Origin of the sequence: Paenibacillus sp. FSL H3-0333, assembly GCF_038002805.1 — a bacterium.
In the GTDB taxonomy this organism is placed as follows: domain Bacteria; phylum Bacillota; class Bacilli; order Paenibacillales; family Paenibacillaceae; genus Paenibacillus_AQ; species Paenibacillus_AQ silagei.
This window is the reverse complement of record NZ_JBBODG010000001.1, coordinates 1,578,870-1,599,434: the sequence shown is the minus strand read 5'-3', so window position 1 is coordinate 1,599,434 and position 20,565 is coordinate 1,578,870. Positions and strand designations below refer to the sequence as shown.

General features: G+C 53.6%; 18 protein-coding genes. 5 read left to right on the top strand and 13 right to left on the bottom strand.

The genetic code is table 11. The features are described from left to right. Positions 1-65: 65 nt before the first annotated feature. The 3 genes from MHH78_RS07150 to MHH78_RS07140 all read right to left on the bottom strand — a co-directional run bounded on the left by MHH78_RS07150 (position 66) and on the right by MHH78_RS07140 (position 5,110). Positions 66-2,552, bottom strand: coding sequence for an O-antigen ligase family protein (locus MHH78_RS07150; protein ID WP_341166987.1), 2,487 nt, complete (start codon positions 2,550-2,552; stop codon positions 66-68). A gap of 656 nt (positions 2,553-3,208) precedes the next feature. Further along, on the bottom strand, positions 3,209-4,390 hold the full coding sequence (locus MHH78_RS07145) for a class I SAM-dependent methyltransferase (RefSeq protein ID WP_076080469.1): 1,182 nt from the start codon (positions 4,388-4,390) through the stop codon (positions 3,209-3,211). Positions 4,391-4,447: 57 nt separating this feature from the next. Continuing rightward, positions 4,448-5,110: a DUF6483 family protein gene (locus tag MHH78_RS07140; protein ID WP_341166986.1), complete on the bottom strand. Its 663-nt coding sequence runs from the start codon at positions 5,108-5,110 to the stop codon at positions 4,448-4,450. Positions 5,111-5,348: 238 nt separating this feature from the next. On the opposite strand from MHH78_RS07140, the gene MHH78_RS07135 reads away from it, so the two are divergent. Next, positions 5,349-5,906: an ArsR/SmtB family transcription factor gene (locus MHH78_RS07135; RefSeq protein WP_076080465.1), complete on the top strand. Its 558-nt coding sequence runs from the start codon at positions 5,349-5,351 to the stop codon at positions 5,904-5,906. A gap of 3 nt (positions 5,907-5,909) precedes the next feature. Beyond that, on the top strand, positions 5,910-7,214 hold the full coding sequence (locus tag MHH78_RS07130) for an MFS transporter (RefSeq protein WP_341166985.1): 1,305 nt from the start codon (positions 5,910-5,912) through the stop codon (positions 7,212-7,214). A gap of 85 nt (positions 7,215-7,299) precedes the next feature. On the opposite strand, the gene MHH78_RS07125 is transcribed toward MHH78_RS07130, so the two are convergent. Together MHH78_RS07125 and yyaC are read right to left on the bottom strand one after the other, a co-directional pair. Continuing rightward, entirely contained in the window at positions 7,300-8,085 is a 786-nt protein-coding gene (locus tag MHH78_RS07125) for an alpha/beta fold hydrolase (protein WP_341166984.1), read from the bottom strand. 68 nt (positions 8,086-8,153) lie between these two features. Then, positions 8,154-8,681, bottom strand: coding sequence for a spore protease YyaC (gene yyaC / locus MHH78_RS07120; RefSeq protein WP_341166983.1), 528 nt, complete (start codon positions 8,679-8,681; stop codon positions 8,154-8,156). 161 nt (positions 8,682-8,842) lie between these two features. On the opposite strand from yyaC, the gene MHH78_RS07115 reads away from it, so the two are divergent. Then, positions 8,843-9,067, top strand: a complete 225-nt coding sequence (locus MHH78_RS07115; RefSeq protein ID WP_036694980.1) for a DUF1128 domain-containing protein — start codon at positions 8,843-8,845, stop codon at positions 9,065-9,067. A gap of 117 nt (positions 9,068-9,184) precedes the next feature. On the opposite strand, the gene MHH78_RS07110 is transcribed toward MHH78_RS07115, so the two are convergent. After that, complete coding sequence (locus MHH78_RS07110) at positions 9,185-9,904, bottom strand: pirin family protein (RefSeq protein WP_340994482.1); 720 nt, start codon at positions 9,902-9,904, stop codon at positions 9,185-9,187. A gap of 323 nt (positions 9,905-10,227) precedes the next feature. On the opposite strand from MHH78_RS07110, the gene MHH78_RS07105 reads away from it, so the two are divergent. Next, complete coding sequence (locus tag MHH78_RS07105; RefSeq protein ID WP_339311608.1) at positions 10,228-10,752, top strand: YtxH domain-containing protein; 525 nt, start codon at positions 10,228-10,230, stop codon at positions 10,750-10,752. Positions 10,753-10,881: 129 nt separating this feature from the next. Then, positions 10,882-11,211 carry a DUF5665 domain-containing protein gene (locus MHH78_RS07100; protein WP_036694977.1) on the top strand — a complete coding sequence of 110 codons (330 nt, stop codon included), beginning with the start codon at positions 10,882-10,884 and terminating at the stop codon, positions 11,209-11,211. Between the two features lie 184 nt (positions 11,212-11,395). Here the strand turns inward: MHH78_RS07100 and MHH78_RS07095 are convergent, their stop codons facing one another. From MHH78_RS07095 to MHH78_RS07065, 7 genes are all read right to left on the bottom strand, one after another. Next, entirely contained in the window at positions 11,396-12,166 is a 771-nt protein-coding gene (locus MHH78_RS07095) for a sigma-70 family RNA polymerase sigma factor (RefSeq protein ID WP_036730293.1), read from the bottom strand. Next, the gene (gene rsbW / locus MHH78_RS07090) at positions 12,163-12,615 is read right to left on the bottom strand and encodes an anti-sigma B factor RsbW (RefSeq protein ID WP_036730295.1); all 453 of its coding nucleotides are present in this window, start codon (positions 12,613-12,615) and stop codon (positions 12,163-12,165) included. Before rsbW ends, MHH78_RS07095 begins: the two co-directional genes overlap by 4 nt. 18 nt (positions 12,616-12,633) lie before the next feature. Further along, positions 12,634-12,972, bottom strand: a complete 339-nt coding sequence (locus MHH78_RS07085; protein WP_341166982.1) for an STAS domain-containing protein — start codon at positions 12,970-12,972, stop codon at positions 12,634-12,636. A gap of 96 nt (positions 12,973-13,068) precedes the next feature. Further along, positions 13,069-14,739: a response regulator gene (locus tag MHH78_RS07080; RefSeq protein ID WP_076080453.1), complete on the bottom strand. Its 1,671-nt coding sequence runs from the start codon at positions 14,737-14,739 to the stop codon at positions 13,069-13,071. A 17-nt stretch (positions 14,740-14,756) separates the two neighbouring features. Then, on the bottom strand, positions 14,757-15,626 hold the full coding sequence (locus MHH78_RS07075; protein ID WP_036730299.1) for a CheR family methyltransferase: 870 nt from the start codon (positions 15,624-15,626) through the stop codon (positions 14,757-14,759). Between the two features lie 81 nt (positions 15,627-15,707). Next, a complete protein-coding gene (locus MHH78_RS07070) occupies positions 15,708-19,376 on the bottom strand; it encodes a response regulator (protein ID WP_341166981.1) in 3,669 nt (1,222 codons plus the stop codon). Then, the gene (locus MHH78_RS07065; RefSeq protein ID WP_341166980.1) at positions 19,373-20,536 is read right to left on the bottom strand and encodes a fused response regulator/phosphatase; all 1,164 of its coding nucleotides are present in this window, start codon (positions 20,534-20,536) and stop codon (positions 19,373-19,375) included. Before MHH78_RS07065 ends, MHH78_RS07070 begins: the two co-directional genes overlap by 4 nt. Between the last annotated feature and the right edge of the window lie 29 nt (positions 20,537-20,565).

The window sequence follows — 20,565 nt, the reverse complement described above, 5'->3', positions numbered from 1 at the left end:
CGGTCGATGTGCTGCCAGGTTCACCGCAGCGGCGATCACGCCCCGAGTTCAATATGAGGCGCGTCTTATCTATTATTGGAGCTAAGTGCCGTTTGGGACTGTAAATGTGTTAACTCAAGATAGATTCCTTCGCTCTGCAGAAGTAGGGCGAAGCCACGGTCATTATGCTGTGGTCCTCTGTCCTGCTCCTTGGCGGCCAGCAGATTGTACTGCCGCAGCAGCTCTAGTCCCGCAGCCGCGCTGTCCGCCGCGATACGTCTGTCTCCGACCGCCAAGCTCCGTTCTCCCATTTCAAGCATCCCTCTTAATGCGGTGAGCCGCCTCCCAGCATTAAAGAGATCCTTCTGTTGACTCCGGCGGACCCAGTACAGCGCTTCTCCCGGATTACTGCCCTGCAGAGAACGTGTTGCAAGCTCCCAGTGCAGGGCAACGTCTCCTGGAGAGAATGGCAGGCTGCGCAGCAGCAGGCTAATTCCCTGCTCCTGTGGAAGCAGCCGTGATAATGCAACCGCAGTCTGCGGCTCTCTCGGGTTCCAGCTCAGTGATTGCTGCAGCAGCGTAATCCTTACGGCAGGATCACTCTCCCTGACCGCCTGCTTGAATAGGGCTGCCCCCTTCATGGCCTGGAAGGAAAGACCGCTGCATAGGAGGGTCAGCCCGCAGAGAACGGTTATGCCTGCGTATCTCCATAAGCGGCGAAGCCGGTTCCTTCGCTGGCCAGCCGGCTTGCTGCGCCACCAACGGGAGTCATGCAGAACTGTAGGGAGAGCCGTCCTAACGGTCCGGCTGTTTGCTTCGGCCATTGCCCAGGCGGGCAGCAGGAGCAGCAGCAGCCAGACCAGTCCATAGCTCCAGTCGAAATCGGCTGCGCTATGCAGAATAATCACCAGCAGAGGCGGAAGCAGCCTTGGTGACGCCTTGAATACCAGCCCTCCTGCGGCCAGGAGCAGCAGGAGGACCGCAGCCAGACCCGCCATCCCGAGGTTCAGCAGGATGTCGAGGTAACCGCTGTGCACCTGGCTGCCCACGTAGGGGCGGGACTGGGCGGCAAGGTACGTATGCCGCCAGGTCTCGCCCCCGCGCCCCAGCCAGGGCGCTTCTGCCGCGAGCCTCCAGGCGTCGCGGTAGAACAGCCCGCGCGCGTCGGCCGTCGGTGACGGCCCGGTGATCCGCGCGCGTACCAGCAGCAGGACGGCGCTGGCCGCCGCCGTCCAGCCCGCCGCCGCCAGCGCCAGCAGGGCGGCGCGGTGTCCGCCCGCCGCACGGCAGCTGCGGCGGTGCAGCCACAGGCCGGCTAGCCACGCGCCGGCCCAGAGCCCGGCCAGCAGCAGCAGGCCGGGCAGGGGCTCTGCCGCCAGCCCGGAGCGGGCCAGCTGGCGGTAGAGCAGCGCCGCCGCGGCAACGGGGGCGGCGCCGGTGATTAGAAGCGGCACGAACAGTTGCCGCTTCAGGAGAAGGGCTGCGGCACCGGCGGCAGCCGCAGCCAGCCATGCGCCGCGCGACTCGCTGAGCAGCAGCGCGGCGGCGTACGGGAAGAGCGGCAGCAGGCGCGCCGCTCTTAGCCAGTGCGAAGCGGACCAGGTTCCGGTCCGCTTCGCACTGGTGCCTGCATCTCCTGCACCTGACTCATCCGCTCCGCCGACACTCGAACGTACCGAATTATTGCCCGCACCCGCACTTTCTGTACCTACCTCACCCGCTCCGCCGACACCCGAACGTACCGAATTATTGCCCGCACCCGCACTTTCTGCACCTACCTCACCCGCTCCACTTACATCCGAACTTACCGCACTATTGTCTCCACCCGCACTTTCTGCACCAACTTCACCCGCTCCGCCGACACTCGAACGTACCACATTGCTGCCTTCATCTCCCTGAGAAACTCCAGGCCAGAAGCTATAAGCAGCAGCAAACAGCCGTTCCAGCAAATACACAGCCATTACCGCACCAAAGGCATTCGGATACTGAAGCAGTCCGGCCAGCCTGGCACCAGTGGCACTGACGCCGGGCGACTCAGTATACGCCACCGCATAAGGAACCGGCAGACCTCCACAGACCGCCAAAAGGGCAGACATACTGATAGTGATTCCAAGCAGATGCCACACTGCTGCAAGAAGAGTTCCTCCCCGGCGGGTTCGCGCCGCCAGCAAAGCGAATGTAACAAAGCTAGTGTAGAAGCCCCAGCGCAGCATCTCATTCAGTGTTCCTTGCGTGGATACGGGACTGACTAGTGCCTGGATAGCATACAGGAGACAGAGTAGCACACAACCGCTAAGCACCCCCCATACAACCAGCCTGCTCCCGCTCTCGTTCCCTCTCCTCCTACTGCCCGCCAACTCCCGTGTATTATCTCTGCGTTCAGACTGCTCCTCTACTTTCGCCCTAATCAAGGAACTGCCAGACCACTTCCGATCTTCCCAACGCAGCTTAAGCCTGGCCCCTCTACCAGTAGCCATATAGATAAGTGCCGATCCCAGCAACACTCCGCACATGCCAAACCACACCGTCAGGAACCCATACATCTCCCCGGTAAAAAAGAACCCTCTCAGCACACAGGACGCCATCCCAGCTGATATCAACGCCAACCCGCAAACCAAAGTAACCACCCAATCACTTTGCCGCCCATTCACATTCATCCGCATCCTAAATCTCCTATTGCTCATGATGCTTAACAGTCTGCCCATATTTACCGGAAAACAGAAGAGGGAGCTGATTCCCCCAACTAGCTCACACGCTCAAATGAAGAGCACTTGTGCACCTCATTCCACCCAAAGTAGCTCAATCACTCAAAATGAAGAGCACTTGTGCTCCTGATTCCACCAGAAGTAGCACCAACGCTCAAATGAAGTGCACTTGTGCACCTGATTTTGCTCATTTGGCCTCCCCCGCCGGTGGAGGAGCATCTTGCCTCTCATGTGCTATCCTAGCCAGGATACGACCCACGCAACACCACATTGTATTCGGTTTTCCACTTACATTTGACACACTCACCCGCACATAGCCAATTGTGTTCGGTTTTCCACACACATTTGCCCCGCAGCCGGTAAAAGCCGTAGGCAGGGGCACGCCTGCCTACGGCTCTCCTCCAGCTTTGCCCCCGCATCTCCTTCGGCCCATTCCGCCCCCATTTCCACAAACCGCAAATAAAACAGCCGCCCCCATCAGGAAGCGGCTGTTCTGTCATAGCCTAAACTATTCAACACATAAATTAAACTTCCGTACTGCCGGTGGGCAGAAGGTCGGAGCAGACGCGTTCCAGGTAAGGTTTGGCACCGAGGAAATCGCGGAATGCGGTGTATTCGCGCCATTTGGCGGCCTGATCGCCGCTGTCGCTGCGGACGGCGCGGATCAGGATGTTCTTCGGAGTGTGCTCCATGTCGATGAATTCCAGCAGCTGGCTGCGGTAGCCCATCAGATCCAGCAGCTTCGCCCGGATCGCATCGGTGGCGAGCGCCGAGAACCGCTCCTTCAGGATGCCGTGTGACAGCAGCGGATTCAGTACCTCACTCTCGACCTGCGCGAACAACTCATGCTGGCAGCAGGGCACTGAGAGGATGACCGATGCGCCCCAGCGCACCGCCTTTTCCAGTGCAGCATCGGTGGCGGTATCACAAGCATGCAGTGTGACCACCATGTCCACCTGATCCAGCTCATTATAGTCGGCGATATCGCCCACCAGGAACTTCAGCCGGTCATAGCCCAGCTTAGCAGCCAGTGCATCACAGTGCGCAATGACATCTGCCTTAAGGTCAAGGCCGACAATATTCAGCTCCCGCTGCTCGCGGACGGCGAGATAATGGTACAGCGCGAAGGTCAAATAAGACTTGCCGCAGCCAAAATCCACAATTGTCAGCGGCCGGCCTGCCGGCAGATCGCCCAGCACATCCTGAACCATCTCCAGGAACCGGTTGATCTGGCGGAACTTATCATATTTCTTGGCCAGTACCTTGCCCTCGCTGTTCATAATGCCAAGCTCGACCAGGAACGGCACCGGCTCCCCCTCATCCAGCACATACTGCTTCCGGCGGTTATGGGCCAGATCCGGCGCTTCCTGCTTGCTGGCTGATTTCGTCAGAATAGATACCTTGTATTTCTTGCTGATCAGCACCTGATAGTCGGCACCGGCCGTACACAGCAGACCTTGGCGGAAGGTGTCCCTCAGCAAAGAGAGCATCTCTTCAGCGGCATCCTCTGCCGGAATGTTACGGTGCTCCACCTTAGGGCCGATATAATAGGCAAACTGATAATGCAGCTTCCCTTTTAACTCAACAGGCTTAACCTGTACTTTATTGTAGGCGGCATCGCCCTTGCTGCGCAGCTGGCTTAGTGTAGCCGTAATCAGAGTGCGGCCGGTTATCACTTGCTCGATCAATTCCTTCAAAGCTTCCAAATGGGTACATCTCACTTTCCGGTTTATAAAATAGAGCACGTTGTCTCCTGAATATCGTTATATTATAGCATTAACATTAAGCCTGCTCCATTCTTCCATGCCCTGCTGCACTTCCTCTAGCGGAAGACTACCCTGGGCTAACTGCTCCGGATTTAAAAGCAGCAGCCGTCCGTACAGCTCCCGGCCTTCCTCCGCTACAGTCTCCCCCTGCTCCCAGAGCCGGTAGAGACTGTTCTCCGCCTTAGCGTAATGTCCCTGGGATTCGTGGTAAGCCATCAGGAGGCGTTCGGTCTTGGCGGGCAGGCGGTACGGCTCCACTTCCTCCAGCAGCTCATTGATCTCTTCCGTCATGTTCAGCAGCTCACGGTCCGCGCCATGAAGACCGGCATATATGAATAAATGCAGGGAACGCATCGCCCTGAACAGGGCCGCATCCCGGTCTCCTTTGGCCGCGTAAATCCCGCCTTCCTCCTTCAGCAGCCGGGCTACTCCTTGCAGCTTGTCGGCCTCAAGTACCCCTCCAAGACGAAACATATCAATAATATCCTCTACGGACAACGAATTAAGCAGACGCGAATTCAGGCGAAAATGCCGCATCAGCAGCTCATCCACTTCCCACAGGGCTTCCGTTGTTTTTTTATCCTGCTTCAGGGTCATTACTTTGGCGACCATAGCTGTCATATCCTCAATCATCCGTACAATATAATCCCTCCGGAACATACCCGTGCTCCTTTCGTTACGCAGTTGCTTCTCTTCTGTATCCTATGCTTGCTGTTGGACTCATCTTAAACCATTCGTCTCTCCGGCGCCACTGTGCGGAGTTAAGTCTTGACCACACTATAATGATGAACTATAATTCAGTTACCCAATCTGTATTACAGATTGAACTATTAAGCAGATTGGAATTGGATACAGACTGTATACATGTTAATACGGACCCTACATAGGAGGTTTATTGATGACCAAGCCAACCGGCAACACGCAAGACTCCATCACAGCAGCCGTTTCAGGTCAACCGGATCTGCAGTCAAGCAACCGGATTTTGAACGTTACGCCGGAACAGGATAAGCTGCTGGAGAGCGCCTTACGGATTAAGATTATGCACACGCTGTCGGCAGAGCCGCTTACATCCAAGCAGGTTGCGGAGAAGCTGAACAAGACTCCGGGTAATATTCACTACCATATCGTCAAGCTCTATGAGGGCGGTCTGCTGGAGCTTGTCCGTACAGAAGCCGCAGGAGGAATCATCCAGAAATTTTACCGTTCCAAAGGTACGATGTTCCACTCGGAGGCGCTTCGCAGCCTTCACTTCCGCGAAGAAGACCAAACCCGGCATTTCAATACCAGACTTACTCTCTCTCCTCAGGAGCTTGCGGAATTCCACCAGGAGCTGCTGGAGCTGATTACCGCCTGGGAGTCCAAGGTAACGGAAGGTGACGAATACGGTGTGGAAGTGATGCTGGGCCGTCTGCAGTCTGCTGATGCTGCTGCGCAGCCGGAAGAGGAGGCACATTAATAGATGAGCACCGCTGGCCCTTCCGGACAACTGAAGCATCATCCGCTTGAGGGCTTCGCCGCCCCTTTCCGGCAATCCCGCGCCTTTCCTTACCTGTGGCTGGGACATTTAGTTTCTTTTTTGGGCAGCTCGGTAACCATGGTTATCCTGCCGGTCCTGGTCTATTCCCTGACCGGCTCCACCACCATTATGGGGATGGTCATGGCCGCCTACATGCTGCCGAATGTAATCATGCTGCCGGTATCCGGACATATTGTCGACCGCTACGACCGTGTACGGATTATGATGCTGGCCGATATTGCCCGGTTCATCGTTATGATTACGACTGCTGTGCTGTCCTTGACCGGAGTGCTGAGCATTCCGTTGCTCTATGGACTAGTTGCCTGTTACGGCCTGCTGGACGGCTTATTCCAGCCCGCCTACGCTGCCGTCCGCGCTACCGTATTCACTCCGGATATCCGCGTAGCAGCGAATTCTTTAACTCAGATCACAACCCAGTCCGTACGGCTGATCGGTCCCGCGTTAGGGGGACTGCTGATTACCCACCTGTCCGCGGGCTTCGGCTTCGGAATTGATGCCTTCACCTATCTTATCTCCCTCATCTGCCTGGTCTATCTGCGCAGAGTGATGATGACCCGGCTGCAGGCTGCCGCCACTGAGACTGACATCCCGGCTAAGCCTGCTGCCGGGACCTCTCCCGCTCCGCACTGGAGGCAGGATTTCGCCGAAGGAATACATGTTCTGCGCAGCCAGCCCTGGCTCTGGATTACAATTCTCGCCTTCTGCTTCGTCAATATATGTTATACGGGCGTAATCAGCGTCCTTCTTCCCTGGCTGTTCAAGGTCCATCACGGCTGGCCTCCTTATCTCTATGGCCTGGCCGTTACGTTCTCCGGTGTCGGGGCCATAGCGGCCGGCCTGCTGTACGGCCTGCGGCCGAAATGGAATCACCGCGGCATCCTGGCTTACGGCGGCGCACTGATCAGCGGGGCTGCTCTGCTGCTGCTCCCGTTCGCAGGCACTCCGGCAGCAGCTGTCACCTTATTTGCCGTAGAAGGCTTCGGACTAATGATCTTCGGGCTGATCTGGGAGATCAGCCTGCAGGAGCTTGTTCCGAAGGAAGCCTTCGGACGGGTAGCCAGTCTGGATATGTTCGGGTCCTTCGCCCTGCTGCCGGTCGGATATATCTTAGTCGGCTGGCTGGCCGACCAGATCGGAGGAGTGCCGACCATTATTATTTTTTCCAGCCTGGGCCTCTCCTGTGTTGCCCTGGTGCTGTGCGTTCCGGCTATCCGTAAGTTTCAATAAAATATATATACTTGCACAGCAAACAGAAGGCAGCACCCGCCGGAGAGCGGAAGTGCTGCCTTCTGTCCCTATTGCCTGATGTAATTTACTTCTGCACAGGAGCCTGAACGAAATCCTTAATAATCTTCGCCAGCTGCTCCGGTGCTTCAAACATACCCATGTGGCCTACACCCGGCAACGTCACCTTGGTGATATTCCGGTTGTCTGAGGTGAACGTCCGCTCCGGCGTCACCTTCGAATCCTCTGCTCCGGCAACGAGAAGCACCGGCAGCGCCGTTGCCGAGATCACATCTCGGCGGTCCGGGCGCTCACGCATCGCCAAGGACGCGCCAACCGCGCCTTGCGGCGGAGTCTTGTAGCCAATCTCCTTGGCACGTTCCAGCAGCCGGGGCTCCGCTCCAGTGGCAAAGAGTCCAGGCACCAGTTGATCCACAAAAGCAAAGATGCCTTCGCTCTGGATCATGGTGACGCTCTTCAGCCGGTTCTCCTTGGCTTCTTCACTGTCCGGATAGCCGGAGGAATGAATCAGCCCGAAGCCCTTCAACCGGGAGGCATGGCGCTGGGCAAACGACAGGGTAATATAGCCACCGAGCGAATGTCCCAGCAGATAACATTCCGGAATCTCCAAAGCATTCAGCAGCGACAGCACATCATCAGCCATCTGCTCGATGGTATAGGCTCCAAGCGGAGCATCGGAAGCCCCGTGCCCGCGCAGATCCGGGGCGATGACCCGGTAATGGGCAGTCAGGCTTGGAATTACCTTTTCCCAGTACTCGGCACTCCCGCAGAATCCATGCAGCAGTACGATTACATCCCCTTTGCCTTGATCACTATAGCAGATGTTGCTTCCCTCGCATCGAACATTTTCCATGGCTGCTTACCCTCTTTCTATGTAGTGGTCTATATTAATAAGCTAGAACAGGCTGATTTGAAACGCGCTCAATCCGTAAGTCCGAATCCCTGTGCGGCTGCCTTGGCAATCTGATCTGCCATAACCATTACCCGGTAGAGCGGGGTAGTCTGGATGGTCCGGTAAGGACGCGGACTATTCACATCAACGATCGCCGCCAGACTGTAATTCCCTACAGCAGGCAGGAGTCCTCCTACCGATTCTGCCGGACGCAGCGGCTGCGCTGCCGCAAAATAACAGCCCAGTGCGGCCGGCGGTCCCAGGCAGGCATCGACAGCGACAATAATCTGCCCTTCCGGAATCTCTGTTATCCGCTGAACCAGATTATTCGCATCACAGGGCGCCGGAAGCGTACCCGTTACATTTGGAAATCCGTACTCTAGCAGGCGGCTTCCCGTCAGCGGCCCCAGTGCATCTCCGGTGGAGCGGTCTGTTCCGATACAGAGGAAGGTCAGCTGCTCAGCGGAATACTCGTCTGCGATCCCGCGGAAGAAAACCGCCAGCTCCCCGGCATCCTTTTTACGCCGTTTTCTGCTCTCTTCTTCTCTGATGGCCAAAGACTCTCCCCCCTTACTCAGTAACCTGTTATATTTACCTTTAATTTAACATGTTTGCGTGATCTGGACAAAAAAATGGTCATCTCCTGCCCAAACATGATAAGATATTTGAACTATACCAGTTCACATTCTATATTACTCAGGGAGGATGGTTATACTCAATGGATTTGTCAAACCCAAGCCAGGAGAACGTTGAATATATGATTGAAGGCATCAAAAACAAGCTGAAAATGGCCAGTGCTGCTGCAATGCAGGCGTCAGCCTTTTCGGTGGAGCAGTATGAGGATATTCAGGATATATACGAGGTTGCGATGGGCAGTGACCGGCTCAGTATCTCCCAGGTGGAGGCGATCGTCTCAGAGCTTGGCCGCCTGCGCAAGAAATAGCACCAGCAGTCGGTATACAAGATAAAGCCCTTCAGCTTCATTGTCCGTAAGACAGGACGTTGAAGCTGAAGGGCTTTTGTCTGCTGCAATAATAATTATACGGTCATGCTCCGGCGGCTACGGGAGATCAATCAGAATGAATTCTGCATCTCCTGAGCTGCTTATGCCTTTGAGCGTAAGCTCGCAGCTCTTGCGGATACGCGCCGCATCCCCCTGCTGGAGCTGGAATACACCGTCCGCGCATGAGATCTCCAGATTCCCGGAAATGACATACAGATGGGTTCGCCGCTCCTCCTGCTGGGGATAGCGCAGCTCCCGGTTCGTCTGCAGAACAGACAGGTAGATGTTAACATCATTGTCCAGCTGCAGCGAGCCCTGAGTCCCTTCCCCTGAAGCAACAGGCAGCAGGTGGTTGAGCTTAAGCTCGGCCGGAAAGAACCGGGCATCCCATTTCGGGGTCTTACCGGGCCGGTCCGGCAAAAGCCAGATCTGCAGGAACCGGACATCCACATGGTCTGACGGATTCGTCTCCGAATGGTTAATGCCTGTTCCTGCGCTCATTAGCTGCACACTGCCTGCCTGCAGATCTGCATGATTCCCCAGGTCATCCTGATGCTTCAGCACACCGGATACCACATAAGTAATAATCTCCAGATCATGATGCGGGTGCTCATGCATGCCTTGCTCAGGCTTCAATTCATTGTCGTTATGCGCCAGCAGTGCGCCGAAATGGGCGTTGCTGGGATCATCGTAATCGGCAAACGAGAAGCTGAATTCACTGTGTATCCATTCTCTATTCGAAGTATGACGCTCGGCTGCTGTAACTACTTTTATCATAATGTTGCACCTCCATAGATGTTGGAATCTTATCAATATCCTAAACAGGGGAATGAATGCTCTTCAATATGGGATGTATAGATGCGCTATGATTAACTATTTCTTACCCCCTTCCCTTCGAGATCAATCAAACTTGTAAAGCCGCATATTCATCCATTTAGGTATGAAAAAACACCTTTTTGGCTGGGATGCTCCCTTATCCTCCGGCAATCTTTGCCAAGCTATTCCGCTGTTTCAGCACATAGCCCAAAGTGTATATACGAAGTAAGAACATTCAGGCTCACCTGAATTTGAATAACAATTCTGACAAGGAGTGATTGATAATGAATAAAGCAGAGAAGGAATATCCGGTAGAAAGCGGCGGCACATTCTTAAAAGGGATCTTCATCGGCGGGCTCTTAGGAGCGGCGGCAGCATTGCTATTCGCACCAAAGCCTGGACGCGAGATGCGCAGTGACCTGTCCGATAAGCTCACAGTAGCTACGGATAAGACAAAAGAGGTTGCGGGAGCCGTAACTGACAAGACCAAGACGATTGCTACAACAGTCGGCGAAAAGGCTACTGATCTGGCCGGCACAGTATCAGCCAAGGCCTCCGATATCTTCACCACCGTCAGTGACAGCAAGCAACAAATTGCAGCTACTCTGGCGGAAACCGGCAAAAAGATTGGCGAAACGGTAAGCGATGCCTCCAAGGACATCACGGGCAGCGTTAAGGACGCCTCCCAGGACATAGCGGTTGAAGCCAAGGATACCTCCAAAGAGGTTGCCGACAAGGCGAAAGACGCTTCCAAGGAAATCGCAGGCGCAGCGAAGGATGCCAAAGACGAAGTTAAATCCTCTTATTAATCCCGGATGTTCAGGCTGATTATACATTGAAGGGAGCGGCCAGATCTTCCGTAGCTGGCCGCTCCCTATTTATGCATGTCTTATATTTCAATAAAGCCTGATTCAGGCTACAGAAAGCAGGTACGCCTTATGGGAGAAGCGGACAACAGAACCAAAGCTTATGACGTAGATGAGCATCCCTTCGAGCTGCGGCATGAGGTCAAACGCTTGAATGCGAGGCTCGACAAGATCGCCGACTCACTGGAGAAATCCGAGTTCAAGGATATCCTGGAGAACTATACAGACCCCAAAAAGCGGATTATCACCAATCTGATGGCCGGGATCTCCAGAGGCCTGGGCCTCTCACTCGGTACCTTTGTCATTCTTGGTATCCTCGGCTATATCCTCAGTTTGTTTCTCAATGTACCGGTTATCGGGGAATATCTTGGAGAAATCAAAAAGTATATAGATGCTAACTAAACACATTTCCCGCGCATCCCTCCTGCAGCCTACTCTACCGCGAATAGACTCCAGGAGGGATGTTGCTCTTTAACCCCACAAAGTGGGGCCCCCAAAACATATAAATTCTTATCTACCCAAAAAAGGGCAGGCTCTATCCCTTACGGGATGGAACCTGCCCTGATAAATATAATGACCTTGATCCTTAATAGGATGAATTAGCCATGATCTGCTTCAGCTTCTCGGTGGCCCGCTTCTGGATACGGGAGACACTCATCTGCGAGACGCCCAGCTTCTGGGCAATGGCCCGCTGGGATTGGCCATCCTGGAAGGCCAGCAGCAGCACCTGCTGCTCCTGCTCCTTCAGCTGTCCGAGCGCCTGCTGGAGATCCATACGCTTCTCCACTGTTTCGTAGTCATTCGCATCGGAACTGATCAATTCACCGAGTGTAGCCCCGCTCTCTTCCTGGGAGAGCGGGGAATCCAGGGAGACATAATGATAACATTCTCTGCCGGCCAGTACTTCCACTGTTTCCTCTACGGTGAGATCCAGATAGTGGGCAATCTCTTCAACCGCCGGAGAACGTTCGAGCCGAATGGTCAACTCATCAATGGCCTGCTGAACAAGCGCGCCTTTTTCCTTAATCCGCCGTGGAACCTGTATGTACCAGGATTTATCACGCAGGTAGTTTTTCATATGTCCAATCATACTCTTCATCGCATACGGCTCGAAGGGAATCCCCAAGCTGATGTCGTATTGCGCCAGCAGCCGGATCAGCGCCATTTGCCCTACCTGATACAGATCCTCATAGAGATCCGGACGGTTACGGGCAATTTTGCCGGCTGCCATCTTCACCATAGGTTCATATTTGCGGATGAGCACTGTTGCGATTTCATTGTCTTTCGTCTGCTGGTATTCCCAGATCAGGCTTACTGCTTCATTCATGGACTCTGGGGGAGTCACTTTGTCATTCATACTTTCTCCTCGCTGAAATTGAGCCGTTTAGTCAGGGTAACGACTGTCCCTTTCCCTGATTCGCTAACAACGCTAACGTCATCCATCAGCGCCTGCATTAGATAGAAGCCCAGTCCGCCCACTTGAACATCATTCAGCTCCTTGTCATGAAGCGTCAGACGTTCCCCGGACGCATCCAAACCGTCAAAGCTCTCCCCCTCATCTTTGACAGTAATGGATAAGACACTTGATCCTACCTCAAAGATTACATCAACCATACCGTCCGCTTGCCCATAGGCATAGAGCACGGAGTTATTACATGCTTCCGAGACGGCTACCTTCATATCTTCAATGTCTTCATAAGTAAAACCCATTTTGGAGGCAATGCCGTATAAATTAAGTCTGACAATATCGACATATTCTGCACTGGCGGGTAACTGAAGAACTACTCTTTGTATGTCATCACTCATTCTTAGTTCGATCCTTTCCTAGTGGGAATTCTCTTGGGAGGCAAAAAACTTGGAAATGCCGGTCATGTCAAAAAGCTTCTGAATTTGCGGGGGAACATCAGCAACGGTGAACTTGACGTCCATTCCATGTCTTGCTTTGAGGATCGACAACAGGATTCCGATACCGGTGCTGTCAATATACTTCAGATCCTTCAGATTAATCACGAGATCAAGCCCCGTGTCTCCCACTAGCGGTTCCATCACCAGACGAAAGTCAGGCGCCACAGACAGATCGAGTTCACCTACCAGATAAACAGTACATACCGAACCAACGGTTTCGGTCTTTGCGTGAAACTTTTCGCTTTTATGTGTATTCATAGACAACTCTCCTGGTTAAATGTTTTCTTTACCAATAACCCTAATAGCCTAGGGTTGAAACAACAAATAGACAATACGGCACTGGTAATTCATGGGTCATGCGTTGAAAAGCGAAGTGTTCCGCGCGGTTGCGGGGTTATCTCTGCCTGAATATCTGGAGATCATTTGTTTGATGCTGCTTAGCTTGAGCGGCTTGCTGATGTAGCCGTCCATTCCGGCAGCGGTGCAGCGGTCCTGAATCCCCTCCATCACATTCGCAGTCATCGCAATGATCACCGTCTTGTCAGGCGAACCGCTGCTCTCCTCACGAATCAGGGAAGTGGCTTCAAGACCATCCATCACAGGCATCTGCAGGTCCATGAAGATAAAATCGTACTCGGATTGCCGGGCCAGTTCTACAGCCTGGTTCCCGTCCTCAGCAACATCGGCACGATATCCGAGCTTATCCAGCATGCTAACCATAAGGCGCTGATTAATCGGATGGTCATCTACGACCAGCACTTTGCTCCGGCTTGCTTCATCTACCTCGTCCGCTGTACCGTCCTCTTCCCGGCAGCCGCCTTCCAGCTCTTCCTCCGGCACGGCAACCTGGATAGTGAATACAAAGGTAGCCCCCTTCTCTTCCATCGACTCTACACGGATATCTCCGCCCATCATGCCCACGAGGGACTTGCAGATGGCGAGGCCGAGGCCTGTGCCTCCGTATTTACGCGTCATGGAGGAATCAAGCTGGGAGAAGGGCTGGAACAGCCGGTCACATTTCTCCGGTGAAATTCCGATGCCGGTATCCTTAACGGTAAATTCTATCACCAGCTTATTATCCGCTGCAGGCAGAATGGAAGCAACTAAATAAACGCCGCCCTGGTTGGTAAATTTCACCGCATTGGATACGAGGTTGATCAGCACCTGGCGCAGCCGGGCCATATCTCCATAAATCAGCCGAGGCAGCTTCTGGTCGATGAAATAGGCCAGCTCCAGATTTTTTTTGCCGGCTTCCGCTGAGAACAGACTAAATACCTCCTGAATGGTGGTATGCAGCTCGAATAATTGCTCTTCCATTTCCATTTTGCCCGATTCCATCTTGGTGAAATCAAGGATATCGTTAATCACGGTTATTAGTGTGTCCGCACTTTTACGGATAATCTCTGTATATTCCTTCTGCTCAGGAGCAAGCTGGGTCTCCATCAAAAGATCAATCATGCCCACTACGCCATTCATCGGCGTGCGGATCTCATGACTCATCATCGCCAGAAATTCGGTTTTGGCCTTAGCCGCGATCTCCGCCTCTTCCTTGGCTTTGATCAGTTCACCGTTCATGCGCTCAAGCTCCAGCGTCTTTTGCTGCAGCTGCATCGCCTGAATCTGCTGCTTCTTGCTGGTCAGATGCATATTCACAAAGCCTTCAATTTTCGACTTCAGAATCTGCGGGATAAACGGTTTGACCATATAATCAATAGCGCCGGCAGAGTACCCTGCGAAGAGATGCTCCGACTCCCTGCTGTTGGCAGAGATGAAGATGATCGGAATATCCTTGGTTTTCTCCCTGGCTTTGATTAACTTGGCGGTTTCGATCCCGTCCATACCCGGCATCTGAACGTCCAGAACAATCACGGCGAATTCATATTTCAACAAGCACCGCAGTGCTTCTTCTCCAGAATTGGCTTTGACAAGCTTGTAATGCTGACTCTCAAGGACGGCTTCGAGTGCCAGCAAATTCTCGGGACGGTCGTCAACCAGCAGTATATGAATCGGTTCCTGAACCCCCATAGGTCCCTCCTTACCCGCTATTTATTTTTGCGGTATATTTTCTCTACCCGGTCCAGAGGCTCATAGCTGTCACTGTAGCGTGTGAAATGAATGGATTCCTTGGAACCGAGGACCAGCACTCCAAACCGGCTGAGGCTCTCATGGAACAAGCCATGCACATGATCGCGGAGCTCGTCGTTGAAGTAGATCATTACATTCCGGCACAGGATCACATTGAATTCGTTGAAGGAAGTGTCCGTTGCCAGATTATGCTCTGCAAAAATGATGTTCTTGCGTAAATACGGCTGCAGAATCACTGAGTTATATTTCGCTGTATAGTATTCCGAGAAGACGCCCGTGCCTCCGGCCTCAAGGTAGTTCTTGGTGTATTGCTTCATCTTGCCGATCTCGTACACGCCTTCTTTGGCCTGCTGCAAGGAACGGGCGTTCATGTCCGTGGCATAAATTCTAGCCTTGTCATATAATCCTTCCTCATGCAGCATAATTGCCATCGAGTAGACCTCTTCGCCTGTCGAGCAGCCGGCATGCCAGATCCGGATATAAGGATAGGTCCGCAGGAGCGGAATGACCTTCTGACGGAAGGTCAGGAAGAGCCCGGGATCACGGAACATCTCTGTCACAGGGATGGAGAGACTATACACGAACCGCTCGAAGCAGGCACGGTCATGCAGCACCTTTTCCTGCAGGGCAGAAATAGTAGGTAAGCTCTCCGCATGGACATGATGCCAGATGCGCCGCTTCAAGGAAGGCAGGGCATAATTCCTGAAATCATATCCATACAAACGGTGTACTCCGTTCAGAAGCAGCTCAATCTCAATCTGTTCAAGCTCCTGCTTGCTCTCCGGAGGATTCCCCTGACCCTCATAACCGTGCTCCATCGCTGCCATTGTCATCAATACTCCCTTGCCTGCGCCTTATTTCCGTACTTGGTTTGAACCTGCTGTATAGCTATTACCCCGAAATCACCCTTACGAATACAACCAGACGCGCATTAACGAAAGAAGCTGATCCGTGCTGATCGGTTTCTTCATATAATCGGAGGCTCCGGCTTCAATACACTTGGCCCGGTCCTCCTTCATAGCCTTGGCTGTGAGGGCGATAATCGGCAATTTCTGGTACTGCGGCATCTGCCGGATGCGGCGCATAGCTTCATATCCGTCCATCTCCGGCATCATCATATCCATCAGTACCAGATCATAATCACTCTGTTCGACAAGCATGTCGATGGCCTCGCGGCCGTTCTCGGCAAATTTCACTTCCATATGATAGCCTTCGAGCACGCTGGAGAGGGCAAAGACGTTGCGGATGTCATCATCGACGAGCAGAATTTTTTTACCTTCAAACAGTTCCTCTTTATTGTGCAGCTTTTGCAGGATTTTACGCTTATCTTCCGGCAGATTTGCTTCTACCCGGTGCATGAACAGCGTTGTCTCATCCAAAAGCCGTTCCGGCGAGCGGACATCCTTGATGATAATGGATTCCGCATATTTACGCAGCTTGGTCTCTTCCTTGCTGTCCAGATCCTTGCCGGTATAAATAATAATCGGCAGATCGTTCAGCTCCTCATCGTCGCGGATCTGATCCAGAAGCTCGAAGCCAGTCATATCATCCAGCATCAGATCAAGCACCATACAGTCATATCTCTGCTTGTGCAGCTCATTCAGTGCCTCTTGGCCAGAAGACACCGCCGTAATCACTACATCGTCATGTCCGATAAGCTCCTCGATGGAACGGCGCTGGATATCGTCATCCTCGACAATCAAGAGATGCTTCATCGTGCTGGCGGTGTAATTCTCAATCTGCGAGAAGGCCCGGTCCAGCGCTTCACGGGAGGACGGCTTTCTGAGGTAGGCCATCGCTCCCATCATGAGCCCCTGCTTCATCTCATCATTCACAGAGATTACATGCACCGGAATATGGCGTGTCTGGGAGTCGCTCTTGAGCTCTCTCAGAATCGACCAGCCGTCCAAGACAGGCAGCTGGATGTCGAGAATGATCGCGTCCGGCAGCAGGGTCTTGGCCATCTGAAGGCCGATATCACCCTGCAGGGCTACCAGCCCCTTGAAGCCGCGTCCGCGGGCCATGCCCAGCAATATCTTGGCAAAGCTCTCATCATCCTCAATAATCAGCAGCACCTTGTCCCCGCTGGCAAGGGATTCCCGGTCATCTTCCACAACTACAGGCTTAGCAGGTGTAGGCGTGATATCCCCTGCCTTATCCCATGAAAGTTCCTCCCGGAACGCCTCAAGCTGCAAGGGCTCCCCGGCAGGAGCGGCTTCAACCGCTCCCGGCAGCAGGCTAAAGTTCCCCTGAATCGGCAAATACAGTGTAAATACGCTGCCTTGCCCTTCACGGGACTCCAGTCCTATGGCCCCGCCCATCAGGCGGGCTAATTCGCGGCTGATCGACAGGCCAAGCCCCGTGCCGCCATATTTGCGGCTCGTCGTACCGTCAACCTGCTGGAACGCCTCAAAGACGATATCCATCTTATCTGACGGGATGCCGATCCCGCTGTCTTTGACGGATATGGCAATATAATCATATTCATGCGGCAGATAGGCAGGCAGCCGCTTGACGTCCGCACGGCTGACAGAGAACTCTACATACCCTTCGCTCGTGAATTTGAAGGCATTGGACAGCAGGTTACGCAGGATCTGCTTCAGTCGGTGACTGTCGCTATATACACTGTCCGGAAGCGGCTCGTCAAAGGACAGGCGCAGCGACAGCCCCTTCTGCGCAGCCAGCGGAGCAAAGTTCTGCTTCACGAAGGTCTTCAGCTCGACGAGCGGAATTTCTTCATGATTCAACTCCATTTTGCCGGCATCGACCTTGGACAGATCGAGAATCTCATCAATCATCTTAAGCAAATCTGCACCTGACATATAGATGGTATGGGCGAATTCTACCTGCTTCTCGCTCAGATTGCCTTCCTTGTTCTCCGTAAGAAGCTGGGAGAGAATGAGCAGGCTGTTCAGCGGAGTACGCAGCTCATGGGACATATTGGCCAGAAACTCGGATTTGTATTTACTGGTTACTGCAAGCTGCATAGCCTGCTTCTCCAGCTGCATACGGGCATGTTCAATTTCATCCTTCTTCTCTTCAACCTCTTGCACCTGATCCTGCAGGGCACGTGTCTTGGAGACCAGCTCTGTGTTGTAATGCTCCAGCTCCTCCTGCTGGCGCTGCAACAGCTCCTCTGAACGCTTCAGGGCATCCGTCTGCTCCTCCAGATTCTCGTTGGAACGGCGTAGCTCCTCCTGCTGGGTCTGCAGCTCCTCCGACTGGCATTGCAGCTCTTCCGTGAGCGCCTGCGATTCGCGCAGCAATTCCTCAACCACAAGCCTGCGGCTGATGTTGTTCAGAATAATCCCCAGATTATTGGAGAGCTGATGCAGCAGTTCATTCTGTAGCACCGAGAATGGTGTGAAGGAAGCGAATTCCACAACACCCAGAATCTCATCCTCGAATAAAAGCGGGTGGATCGATATATAACTTGGATGCGACTCCCCGAATCCCGAAGACACCGAGATATAGTTGTCAGGCGCCTCCGTCAGCTTGATCGGCAGCTTATCCAACGCGCTCTGTCCGACCAGTCCCTGACCGATCTCGAAGCTCTCCCTGGGCGTAACCCCCTCCTCACCGGCATAAAAAGCGCTGCTGACCAGCAGGTTCGGATTATCCTGGCTCTTCAGATAGACGGCACCATACTGCGCTCCAAGCACAGGCGTGAACTCACTGATGAAGGTCTGGGCTACCTGATCCAGTGAGCTGACGCCGCGCAGCAGCTCCGTAATCCGGGCAATATTGGCATTCAGCCAAGCCTGATCGCTCTGTGCCTGGGCATAGGATCTCTCGAGCTGCTGCTTCTGCTCAATATCCTCGGCCATCCGCTGGAATACCCGGGCCACATCGCCGATCTCATCCTTCGACTTCACCTTGATCCGGCGGATCGCCCGCATTTTACCGTTGCCGAAGCTGGTAATCATCATGGAGACGACACTTAGGCCGCGCGTGATGCTCGGTATCACCCACAGAATGACACCCAGCCCGAGCAGCAGCCCTAAGACCATGATCAGGGTGACCATCTGAATCGATCTGCTCGAAGCCTCCTGTGCGTTAGCAGTCTCCTCCGTCATCCGGAAGGCATTGTAATCAGACAACGCATTCAGGCTGTTCAGCACCTCGTTCTGAATATCCTGTCCTTCTGCATTGCGGTACGTGTTGGCATTCTGAAAGTATCCGGCACTCAGCATCTCCAGGACCTTGTCCTGATACTTCAGATAGCCGGAATAGGCATTCTCAATCCGGGATAAAATCTGCAATTCCTCTGCCGTCTTCAGAGAGGCCTTAATATTCTCCAGATGCTCCGCAGACTTCAGGACCTTGCTGTCAATTTCCGCCTTCTGCGCTTCCAGGGTTACAGTATCGGCATTAAGCATGGACGTGGTCAGTATCCGTGCCATGTCGTTCACTTCCCCGCGAAGTCCCGAAGAAGCACGGCCTTTGCTATATCTCTCCTGGTAGCTATCCAGCTGATTGCTCATATAATGGAGCCTGTCATACCCGATCAGGGTAAGCGCCAGCATAATCGCCAGCATGGCGCTGAATCCGATCAGCAGCTTAGCCTTAATCTTCATTCCTTATCGGTTCCTTTCTTCAGCGAGATCCACACCAGGCATTTATCGTCATCACGTTCCGAATTGACCGGCTCGCTCAGGAAGGCAGCGCGCACCAGGTCTTCCTGCCAGTCATGAGTGGCATTCAAATGCCCGACCATGAATTTCAGCTGCTCCTCCTGCTCGCCCTCCACCATCTCCATGAGGCCGTCCGTGAACAGCACCAGATGACCCTCGTCTTCGTAGCTCAAGCTCTGTTGCTGGATATCGATCCGGTCAAACAGCCCGACAGGGTGGCCGTTGCTCTCAAGCAGGACAGGTGTCTTGGCCTCCCCTTCAAAAAACAGCGCCGGCGGATGCCCGGCATTCACATAATTAATCCGCTTCATGCGGGTATCAATGACAAGATAGATCGCCGTGAAATAATACTGGACCAGCTGCTTCTCAATGTGTAGCTGGTTAAAACGCCTGTTAAGCTCCTGAATGACCTTCTCCGGCTCCACATAGGTGGTTACGGTATCCTTCAGGACCGAGGCCAGGAACATGGTAAACAAGGAGGACGAGATACCGTGGCCCATCATATCCAGCAGGATGACCGCATAGCGCCCGTCTCCCAGCGGATACCAGGCATACAGATCTCCGGCCAGCTCGAAGGAAGGCTGGTAAATCGCATGTACCTCCAGGGTCTCCTCGGCAAGCGGCAGACTGAGTACCGCATTCTGCACAAGGGCAGCCAGCTTCAATTCATCCTGTATCCGCTGGTCCCGCTCCTTGTGCCAGTCCTTCTCGCGCTTCAGCCGCAGCGCAAGGCGGATACGGGCCATCAGCTCCACCTTGTTAATCGGCTTCGTAACATAATCCACCGCTCCGGCATCCAGCGCCTCCGCAAGCTTCTTCGAGTCACCTACAGCCGTAACCATAATAATAGGAATATCCTTCAGATGCTCATATTGCTGGACCACACGGCAGGCTTCAATACCGTCCATTTCCGGCATCATCATATCCAGCAGAATCAGATCCACATCAGACGGCCGGGGCTCTTCCCCCACACCGACGCCCAGCAGCTTCAGCATATCTTTGGCGGACGAAGCCGTTATGAAATTCCGGTAATCTTCCTTCTTGAGGATCTCACGGATAATAATTACATTGGTAGGATTATCGTCTACGATTAATATTCTCAAGCTTCCTCACCTCACGCGAATATTGTGTT